The organism is Streptomyces capoamus, from assembly GCF_014654935.1.
Classification (GTDB): Bacteria; Actinomycetota; Actinomycetes; order Streptomycetales; family Streptomycetaceae; genus Streptomyces; species Streptomyces capoamus.
Genome location: NZ_BNBF01000009.1, coordinates 186,879 through 196,223, shown reverse-complemented (window position 1 = coordinate 196,223; position 9,345 = coordinate 186,879). Strand labels below are relative to the sequence as shown.

The 9,345-nt window shown below is 74.4% G+C and carries 11 protein-coding genes and 1 riboswitch; of the genes, 7 read left to right on the top strand and 4 right to left on the bottom strand.

Annotated features, from left to right (window positions below):
- The 4 genes from IE312_RS40455 to IE312_RS43800 form a co-directional block, all read right to left on the bottom strand.
- Nucleotides 1–228: ATP-binding cassette domain-containing protein (locus tag IE312_RS40455; RefSeq protein ID WP_229899918.1), on the bottom strand; the 228-nt coding region annotated here is incomplete at its 3' end.
- Nucleotides 225–1,208, bottom strand: a complete 984-nt coding sequence (locus tag IE312_RS16860; RefSeq protein ID WP_189982580.1) for an amino acid ABC transporter permease — start codon at nucleotides 1,206–1,208, stop codon at nucleotides 225–227. The genes IE312_RS40455 and IE312_RS16860, both read right to left, overlap by 4 nt.
- Nucleotides 1,209–1,561: 353 nt before the next feature.
- Nucleotides 1,562–1,672, bottom strand: a riboswitch (SAM riboswitch).
- A gap of 77 nt (nucleotides 1,673–1,749) precedes the next feature.
- Nucleotides 1,750–2,637, bottom strand: a complete 888-nt coding sequence (locus tag IE312_RS16855) for a glutathione S-transferase C-terminal domain-containing protein (protein ID WP_189982578.1) — start codon at nucleotides 2,635–2,637, stop codon at nucleotides 1,750–1,752.
- A 98-nt stretch (nucleotides 2,638–2,735) separates the two neighbouring features.
- A complete protein-coding gene (locus tag IE312_RS43800; protein WP_268254318.1) occupies nucleotides 2,736–2,858 on the bottom strand; it encodes a putative leader peptide in 123 nt (40 codons plus the stop codon).
- A gap of 140 nt (nucleotides 2,859–2,998) precedes the next feature.
- Between IE312_RS43800 and IE312_RS16850 the strand changes: the two genes are divergently transcribed.
- The 7 genes from IE312_RS16850 to IE312_RS40450 form a co-directional block, all read left to right on the top strand.
- The gene (locus IE312_RS16850) at nucleotides 2,999–4,159 is read left to right on the top strand and encodes an NAD(P)/FAD-dependent oxidoreductase (protein ID WP_189982576.1); all 1,161 of its coding nucleotides are present in this window, start codon (nucleotides 2,999–3,001) and stop codon (nucleotides 4,157–4,159) included.
- Nucleotides 4,156–4,458 carry a (2Fe-2S)-binding protein gene (locus tag IE312_RS16845; protein WP_189982574.1) on the top strand — a complete coding sequence of 101 codons (303 nt, stop codon included), beginning with the start codon at nucleotides 4,156–4,158 and terminating at the stop codon, nucleotides 4,456–4,458. Before IE312_RS16850 ends, IE312_RS16845 begins: the two co-directional genes overlap by 4 nt.
- Complete coding sequence (locus IE312_RS16840; protein ID WP_189982571.1) at nucleotides 4,451–5,917, top strand: FAD/NAD(P)-dependent oxidoreductase; 1,467 nt, start codon at nucleotides 4,451–4,453, stop codon at nucleotides 5,915–5,917. Before IE312_RS16845 ends, IE312_RS16840 begins: the two co-directional genes overlap by 8 nt.
- Before the next feature lie 99 nt (nucleotides 5,918–6,016).
- Complete coding sequence (locus tag IE312_RS16835) at nucleotides 6,017–6,919, top strand: dihydrodipicolinate synthase family protein (RefSeq protein WP_189982569.1); 903 nt, start codon at nucleotides 6,017–6,019, stop codon at nucleotides 6,917–6,919.
- A gap of 9 nt (nucleotides 6,920–6,928) precedes the next feature.
- On the top strand, nucleotides 6,929–7,930 hold the full coding sequence (locus IE312_RS16830) for a proline racemase family protein (protein ID WP_189982567.1): 1,002 nt from the start codon (nucleotides 6,929–6,931) through the stop codon (nucleotides 7,928–7,930).
- Between the two features lie 32 nt (nucleotides 7,931–7,962).
- Nucleotides 7,963–8,673, top strand: coding sequence for a GntR family transcriptional regulator (locus IE312_RS16825; protein WP_189982748.1), 711 nt, complete (start codon nucleotides 7,963–7,965; stop codon nucleotides 8,671–8,673).
- 153 nt (nucleotides 8,674–8,826) lie between these two features.
- Nucleotides 8,827–9,345: amino acid permease (locus IE312_RS40450; protein WP_229899916.1), on the top strand; the 519-nt coding region annotated here is incomplete at its 3' end.

The following is a 9,345-nucleotide window of genomic DNA, read 5'->3' as shown; positions in this document are numbered from 1 at the left end:
TTCGCCGCCCACGCTGACGTGGCCGATCTCGGGCTTCTCCAGGTGGTTGACGACCCTGAGCAGGGTGGACTTGCCGGAGCCGGACGGACCGATGATCACGGTGACCTCGCCGGGGCGGACGGTCAGGTCGATGCCGTCGAGGACGCGGTGGCTGCCGTACCACTTGTGGACGCCGCGGATCTCGAGTGCGGCGGGCGCGGGCTTGGCGAGCGTCGGTGCGGTGGTCATACGGCGGCCTCCCTGCGCAGCCGGTCGCGCAGTCCGGCGAGGCTGGCCCGGGCTTTCTGCAACGGGGTCGGCGGCAGGGTGCGCGTGGCGCCCCGGGCGTAGTACCGCTCGACGTAGAACTGGGCGACGGACACGGCGCTGGTCAGGATCAGGTACCAGACGGTGGCGACCACCAGCAGCGGCACGATGTCACCCGGGTAGGTGTTGCCCATCGACTGCACGGATCCGAACAGGTCGAGCAGGGACACGTAGAACACCAGGGAAGTGCTCTTGATGAGACCGATGAGCTGGTTGACGTAGTTCGGGGTGATGGACCTGAGGGCCTGCGGAAAGACGATCCGGCGGAACTGGTAGCCCTTGGGCAGGCCGAGCGCGGCTGCCGCCTCGTGCTGTCCCTGGTCGACGGAGAGGATGCCGCCGCGGACCACCTCGGACGCGTACGCCGCCTCGTTGAGGCTGAGGCCCAGGACGGCGATCGTCATGTCCGTGGCCAGCCGCGACTCGTCGAAGGTGACGAAGGCGGGCCCGAAGGGCACCCCGAGGCTCAGCGTCTTGTACAGGGCGCTGAAGTTGTACAGGAAGATCAGCACCACGATCAGCGGTACGGAGCGGAACAGCCAGGTGTAGGTCCAGCTGGCCGCGCGCAGCACCGGGCTGCCGGAGAGCCGGGTGACGGCCAGCAGGATGCCGCCGAGGAGCCCCAGCACCGCGCTGAGCGCGGCGACTTCGAGGGTGACGACGAGGCCGTCGAGGACGGCCGGGCGCAGGAACCAGTAGCGGAAGCGGTCCCACTGGTAGAAGGGGTTCGTGACCAGTCCGTGCAGGATCTGCGCGACGAGCACGAGGACGGCGGCGGTGACGATCCACCGGCCGGGCCGGCGCAGCGGCTGGACGCGCTGTGCGGTGAGGGGTGGTGACGGGGTGTCGGCGCGTACCGGCGGCTCGGCGGTCGAGACGGCGGTGCCTGGTGGTTCACTCATGGCGGGCTCCGGCGGGGTCGGACACCCCGGGACCGCGCGCGGTCGGAGGCGGGCCGCGTCGGCACGGGGGCACGAGGCGGCGCACGGGCGGGCGCGGAACCGGGGGCGGGGCGGACAACGGCACACCGGGCGGTGGGTGTGCGGCGGGAACGCGGGGGCTGGGAGGGGACGTCAGCCCTGACAGCGGGCAGAGCCCGGTGCGGTACACAGTGCGCTGTTCACGCGGAGCAGGTCGACGGCACGGTCGGCGACCAGGAGACCGGCGTACGACGGTACGCAGCCCTGGGGGCGGCTCGCGGCCGTCCTGGGAGCTGCGTACATGGCGTCACCTGTCACTGTTCCGGCCCCGTGGGGCCTCGCGCTTACCGAATGCGTCGTCCGGTCCGGTCGTCACCTGGGGCACCCCACCGCGACGCGAGGGTTGCCGGTCAGCGAGCCAGGGCTTGGCGCTGACGCTCATGACCGTTCTGAGCCGTAAGTAAGGCAGTTGCCCGTTCGATTGTCAACGGCCGTCCGCCAACTGGACACTGTCCGGCAGCTCTCACCTGCGAGAAGCATCTGGGCTGTCCGCGGCATGGCCTGCCCAGTCCAGGATCTGGACAGCGGCTCCCGCGGCCTCCAGGCCCTGGCAGCGGCCGTGGTGGCGGCGGGCGATGCCGTCGAGGTCGAGGTGGCGGCCGAACCCGGGGCGGGCGGCCAGACGGCGGGCGTAGGCCCACAGGGCGCGGTGGTCGGCGATGCGGTGCACCGCGGCGGCGTCGAGGTGGCAGCGGTGGACGGTGTCCAGCTGCACCAGGGTCACCCACAGTTCCACGTCGGCGGCGGTGAGCCGGTCGTCGGCCAGGTACTCCTCGGCGCCGAGCCGCCGTTCCAGCCGGCCCAGGGTGTCGAGCAGCACGTCGAGGGCGGCGGCCCGCTCGGCGGGGTCGGCGTCGGCCCGGCCGGCGCGCTGCGCGGCCTCCTCGATGCCCTCGGCGCACATCCGCTCGACGGCCTCGATCACGGACTCCAGCCCGGCGGGGTACAGGCGGGTACGGCCCTGCGGGCCGAACCGGTCCAGGTCGCGCAGGATGTCGGGGGCATGGGTGCTGACGATCCGTCCGGACCAGTCGTCGCTCAGCACGGGCGCGAGCGCCGGGCCGGTGTAGTGGTGGGCGCTGGCCTCGTACAGGGGGCGCAGCGCCGAGTGGCCGCCGCCGGGACAGTCCGGGACGGGGGGCAGGAGGGTGACCGGACAGCTCGCGTCCAGGCCGAGCAGGCTGTGGCCCACGGCGAGGCGCAGTCCGTCGGGGCAGGCGGTGGACAGATGGAGCCGGTAGCGGTGCGGCACGGCGTAGTGGCCGCTGCGCGCGTCCCGGCCGATGCGGCCCCGGAAGACGGGGGCGGTGCGGCGGGCGGACGGGACGGCGGCGAGCGGAGTGATGGACATGGGTCTCCCCGGGTGGTGGGCGTGCGGAGGGACGCGCCGGCGCGGGCGTGGCCGGTCGGCGGGAGCGTGGCCGGTCGGTGGGGGCGAGCGGGGCCGGCTCAGCGGTGACGGCTGATCGCGCTGCAGACGCGTTGCAGGTCGATGTGGCGGCGGGAGGTGAGCAGGGGAGCGCGCAACGGCGTCCGGCCCGTGGAGCCGGTGCCCGTCAGGAGGCGCGCCATGATTCCCTACCTGTTCACTAGGATTCTCTCCTTGGAGTGTCGATCCGGCTCGGTACGGCGTCAAGAGGGCGTCCACGCCTGGGAATCGGTGTCGGTTCCGGGTACTCCTCAGAAGCAGCGACATGTGACATAGTACTGCTGTGACCAAGCGACTGACCTGCGATGTCGTGGTCGTCGGGGCCGGGATGGTGGGCGCGGCCTGCGCGCTGTACGCCGCACGCGCCGGACTCGGCGTCCGCCTGGTGGACCGGGGCCCGGTGTCCGGCGGCACCACCGGCGCCGGCGAGGGCAACCTCCTCGTCTCCGACAAGGAACCGGGCCCCGAACTCCGGCTCGCCCTGTCGTCCGCGCGGCTGTGGGCCGAGCTGGCCCGGGAGCACGGCGCGGCGTTCGAGTACGAACCCAAGGGCGGCCTCGTGGTCGCCCCGACCCCCGACGCCCTGGCCGCGCTGCGGGAGTTCGCGGCCGGCCAGCGCGGCGCCGGGGTCACCGCCGTACCGGTCGACGCACGGCAGCTGACCGAGCTGGAACCACACCTGGCGCCCGGCATGGCGGGCGGTGTGCACTATCCGCAGGACGCCCAGGTCATGCCCGCGCTGGCCGCCGCCCACCTGGTCCGCGCCTCCGGTGCCGCCCTGCACACCGGCCGGACCGTGACCGGGGTGCTGCGCACGCCGCACGGCACGGTGTACGGCGTGCGCACCGACCGGGGCGACATCCACGCCCCGGCCGTGGTGAACGCGGCCGGCACCTGGGGCGGCGAGGTGGCGGCGCTCGCCGGCGTCCGCCTGCCGGTCCTCCCCCGACGCGGCTTCGTACTGGTCACCGAGCCGCTGCCGCGACTGGTCCGGCACAAGGTGTACGCGGCGGACTACGTGGCCGACGTGGCCAGCGACTCGGCGGCCCTGCGCGGTTCGCCGGTCGTGGAGGGCACGGCCGCCGGTCCGGTGCTGATCGGCGCCACCCGGGAACGGGTGGGCTTCGACCGCTCGCTGTCGCTGCCGGCGGTACGGGCACTGGCGGCCGGGGCGGTCGGGCTGTTCCCGTTCCTGAGGCGGGTCCGCGCCCTGCGGACGTACGCGGGCTTCCGGCCGTACCTGCCCGACCACCTGCCGGCCATCGGCCCCGACCCGCGGGCACCCGGCCTCTTCCACGCCTGCGGGCACGAGGGCGCCGGCATCGGACTCGCTCCGGGCACCGGGCAGTTGATCGCGCGAGCGCTCACGGGCGAGGCGTCCGGGCCGGATCTCGCACCGTTCCGGCCGGAGCGGTTCGACACCGAGGGAGGCGACGTCCGGTGAAGCCGCCGGAACCGGCCCGGGCCCGGCCGGGCGAGACCTGCACCGTCACCTTCGACGGCCGGACCCTGACGGTGCTGCCGGGCCGGACGGTCGCGGCGGCCCTGTGGGCGGCGGGCGTGACGGCCTGGCGCAGTACGCGCGGCACCGGCCGGCCCCGCGGGGTGTTCTGCGGGATCGGGGTCTGCTTCGACTGCCTGGTGACCGTCAACGGCCGCCCGAACCAGCGGGCCTGCCTGGTGCCGGTACGCCCGGGCGATGTGATCCGCACACAGGAGGGGACGGGCCGGGACGATGACTGAACGACCGCGACTCGCCGTCGTCGGCGCGGGGCCGGCCGGTGTCGCCGGGGCGCTGGCGGCGGCCGCACGGGGGGTCCGGGTGATCCTGGTCGACGCCGGCGAGCAGGCCGGCGGCCAGTTCTACCGGCAGCCCGCCCCGGCCCTCGGCGCCCGCCGGCCCCGGCTCCCGGACCACCGGTGGCGGACCTGGGAGCGGCTGCGGGACGGCCTGGACCGGCACCGCTCGGCCGGCCGCCTCATCCATCTGACCGACCATCACGTCTGGTGCGTGCAGCGGGAATCCGGTGAGCCGGGGACCGCCGAGGGAGCCCCCGCCGGGCGGGGCTCCACCGCCGGGGGGTTCACCGTGCACGCCCTGCGCGGCCCCGCGCAGGAGGAAGGCGTCACCGTCCGCGCCGACGCCGTGCTGCTCGCCACCGGCGGGTACGAGCAGGTGCTGCCCTTCGCCGGCTGGACGCTCCCCGGGGTCGTCACGGCCGGGGGCGCGCAGGCCATGCTCAAGGGCGGTCTGGTGCTGCCCGGCGGGACGGCCGTGGTCGCCGGGACCGGGCCGCTGCTGCTGCCGGTGGCCACCGGACTCGCCGCGGCCGGGGCCCGGGTCGCGGCGCTCGTCGAGTCCGCCAGCCCCGGCGCCCTGCTGCGCCGGGCGCCCGCCCTGGCCGCACAGCCCGGCAAGCTGGCCGAGGGCGCCGGATACGCGGCCCGGCTGCTGCGGCACGGGGTGCGCACGCTGACCGGGTACACCGTCGTGGCCGCGCACGGCACCGACCGGCTGGAGGCCGTGACCGTGGCCGCGCTCGACCGGGACGGCAGGCTCAGGCCCGGCGGCGCCCGCCGCATCCCCTGCGACACCCTCGCCGTCGGCCACGGCATGCTGCCGCACACCGACCTCGCCGAGACCCTCGGCTGCACCCTGTCCGGCACCGCCGTACGGGTCGACGCGGAGCAACGCACCGACGTGCCCGGTGTCTGGGCCGCCGGGGAGGCCACCGGCATCGGCGGTGCGGCCCTCGCGCTCGCCGAGGGGCACATCGCCGGGCGCTCGGCAGCGGCCCGGCTGCACGGCACCGCCCCCGACCCGCGCCGCTGGGCCGCCGCCGCCCGGGCGCGGACCCGGCTGCGGGAGTTCGCCACGGCCCTGGACGCGGTGTACGCGCCGCCGGCGGGCTGGCCGGACCGGGTCCCGGACGACGTGGTGGTGTGCCGCTGCGAGGAGGTGACCGCCGGGCAGATGCGCGCGGCCACCGGCTCGCTGGGCGCGGGGGACCTGCGCACCGTGAAGCTGCTCACCCGGGCCGGGATGGGCTGGTGCCAGGGGCGGGTGTGCGCGCCCGCGGTGGCCGGTCTGACCGGGTGTCCCCTCGACCCCGGCCGGCGGCCGTTCGCCCGCCCGGTACCGATCGGCGTCCTGGCCGACCTGCCGGAGGCGGACAGAACCGACCTGCCGGAGGCGGACTGAAACCGACCCGGCCGCGGGGGACTGAACCCGTCTGCCGTGGGGCGGACTGGACACCCCTTCCCCAGTACCATGTCACATCCTACTTCTTGGGAGACTCCCATGACCGACCACCCGCCCCACCACCGCCCCTGGCGCGGCATCCTCGTCGCCACCGCCCTCCCGCTCCGCGCCGACCTCTCGGTCGATCTCGACCGGTACGCCGAGCACTGTGCCTGGCTCGTCGCGAACGGCTGCGACGGCGTCGTGCCGAACGGCTCGCTCGGCGAGTACCAGGTGCTCACCGACGAGGAGCGCTCCCGTGTGGTGGAGACCGCCGTGGCCGCGGTCGGCGGCGACCGGGTGATGCCGGGCGTCTCCGCCTACGGCTCGGCCGAGGCCCGCCGCTGGGCCGAGCAGGCCGGCGAGGCGGGCTGTGCCTCGGTGATGCTGCTGCCGCCCAACGCCTACCGCGCCGACGAGCGGTCGGTGCTCGCCCACTACACGGAGGCCGCCCGGGCGGGACTGCCCGTGGTGGCGTACAACAACCCGGTCGACACCAAGGTCGACCTGGTGCCCGAACTCCTCGCCCGGCTGCACGGCGAGGGCTTGGTGCAGGCCGTCAAGGAGTTCTCCGGTGACGTCCGCCGCGCCTACCGCATCGCCGAACTCGCTCCGGAACTGGACCTGTTGATCGGCGCCGACGACGTACTGCTGGAGCTGGCGGTGGCCGGCGCCAAGGGCTGGGTGGCCGGCTACCCCAACGCGCTCCCCCGCGCCTCGGCCCAGCTCTACCGCGCCGCCCTGGCCGGGGACCTCGCCACCGCCCTCCCGCTGTACCGGCAGCTGCATCCCCTGCTGCGCTGGGACTCGCGGACGGAGTTCGTCCAGGCGATCAAGCTCTCCATGGACGTCGTCGGACGGTACGGGGGTCCGGTGCGCCCGCCCCGGGTGCCGCTGCCGCCCGAGCAGGAGGCCGCGGTCCGCGCGGTCACGGGGAAGGCCGTCGCCGCCGGCCTCGCGTGAGGAGTCCTGATGCGCAGCAAACTCGTCCTGCACGCCGTCGACTCGCACACCGAGGGCATGCCGACCCGCGTGATCACCGGCGGGATCGGCACCGTCCCGGGGGCGACCATGAACGAACGGCGGCTGTGGTTCCGTGAACACCGCGACGCCGTCAAGCAGTTGCTGATGAACGAGCCACGCGGCCACGCGGCGATGAGCGGCGCGATCCTGCAGCCGCCGACCCGTCCCGACTGCGACTGGGGCGTCCTCTACATCGAGGTCTCCGGTTATCTGCCGATGTGCGGACACGGCACGATCGGGGTGGCCACCGTGCTGGTGGAGACCGGCATGGTCGAGGTCACGGAACCGGTGACGACCATCCGGCTGGACACCCCGGCGGGGCTCGTGGTCGCCGAGGTCGCGGTGACGGACGGCGCCGCCCGGAGCGTGACGCTCAGGAACGTGCCGTCGTTCGCGGCCGGCCTGGACCGCGAGATCACCCTGCCGGACGGCCGTACCGTCGGCTACGACCTGGCCTACGGCGGCAACTTCTACGCGATCGTGCCGCTGGACGCCTTCGGACTGCCCTTCGACCGCGCCCGCAAGGACGACATCCTGGCGGCGGGCCTGTCCCTGATGGCGGCCGTCAACGCGGAGGCGGAGCCGGTGCACCCCGAGGACCCGTCGATCCGGGGCTGCCACCACGTCCACCTGTACGCACCCGGCACCACGGCACGGCACTCCCGGCACGCCATGGTCATCCACCCGGGCTGGTTCGACCGCTCCCCGTGCGGCACGGGCACCAGCGCGCGCATGGCGCAGCTCCACGCGCGCGGCGAACTGCCGCTGCACACCGAGTTCGTGAACGAGTCCTTCATCGGCACCCGGTTCACGGGCCGGCTGCTGGGGACCACCGAGGTCGCCGGGGTGCCGGCCGTGCTGCCCAGCTTCACCGGCCGCGCGTGGATCACGGGCACCGCCCAGTACCTGCTGGACCCGGCCGATCCCTTCCCGGAGGGGTTCGTCCTCTAGCGTCCTCTACACTCACCCCGGTGACGCGTGACATGGCACCAAATCCCCGGGACGCCGAGATGCCCGCGCTCCCCCGGCTGGGCGGCCGGCGGAGCAGCTACCGCGAACGGGTCGCGGACGCGCTGCGCGCCGCGCTGATCGCGGGCGAGCTGCGGCCCGGCGAGGTGTACTCGGCACCCTCGCTGGCCACCCGCTTCGGCGTCTCGGCGACCCCGGTGCGCGAGGCCATGCTCGACCTGGCCAAGGAGGGGCTGGTCGACACCGTGCCCAACAAGGGCTTCCGGGTCACGGCGGTCTCGGACCGGCAGCTGGACGAGTACACGCAGATCCGGGCGCTCGTCGAGATCCCCACCGTGGTGGAGCTGGCCCGCACGGCCGACCGGGTCTCCCTGGAGGCGCTGCGCCCGGCGGCCCGGGAGATCGTCACCGCCGCGGTGGCGGGCGACCTGATCGCCTACGTCGAGGCCGACACCCGCTTCCACCTCGGTCTGCTCGCCCTGGCCGGCAACGCCCACCTGGTCGAGGTCGTGGCCGACCTGCGCAAACGCTCCCGCCTGTACGGGCTGACCGCGCTGGTGGAGGCGGGCCGGCTGCTCGCCTCGGCGGAGGAACACCTCCAGCTGCTGGACGCCCTGCTGGAGCGCGACGACAAGGCCGTCCACGCGATCATGACCCGGCACCTGGGGCATGTGCGCAGCTTGTGGGCCGCCACGGACCGACCGCGTCCGACGCCGGACATCTGACGGCCGGAGTCCCACGCCACGACGCTTTTTCCACGATCAGCCGGTCCGCACGGAACAAAAAACGGCGATTTTGAGCCAGATCGGCGCATCCCCGACCATGGGACCCGTCCCGGTGATCCCGGGAACGTCAGTTCCATGAGAGGCGCACCACCCATGCACAGCACCGGAACCGCCCCGGCTCCGGCCTCCGCCGAGATCCCCCCGGTCACCGCCGGGACACCCGCGGCCACCGCCGGGGATCCGCACGGCGACTCCGGCAGGCACGCCCGCCGGTTCGGCCTGCCCGTCGCCACCGCGCTGGTCATGGGCAACATCATCGGGGGCGGCATCTTCCTGCTCCCCGCCTCCATCGCCCCGTACGGCACGGTCAGCCTGGTCGCCTTCGGCGTGCTGACCGTCGGCGCCATCGCGCTCGCACTGGTCTTCGGCCGGCTCGCCGCACGCGACCCGCGCACCGGCGGCCCCTATGTCTACGCCCGCGAGGCGTTCGGCGACTTCGCGGGATTCCTCGCGGCCTGGTCGTACTGGATCACCACCTGGGTGTCGAACGCCGCGCTCGCGGTCGCCGCGGTCGGATACCTCGACGTCCTGGTCCCGGTCAACGGCCACCGCTGGACCGCGTGCCTGGCCGCGCTGGCCCTGCAGTGGCTGCCCGCCCTCGCCAACTTCGCC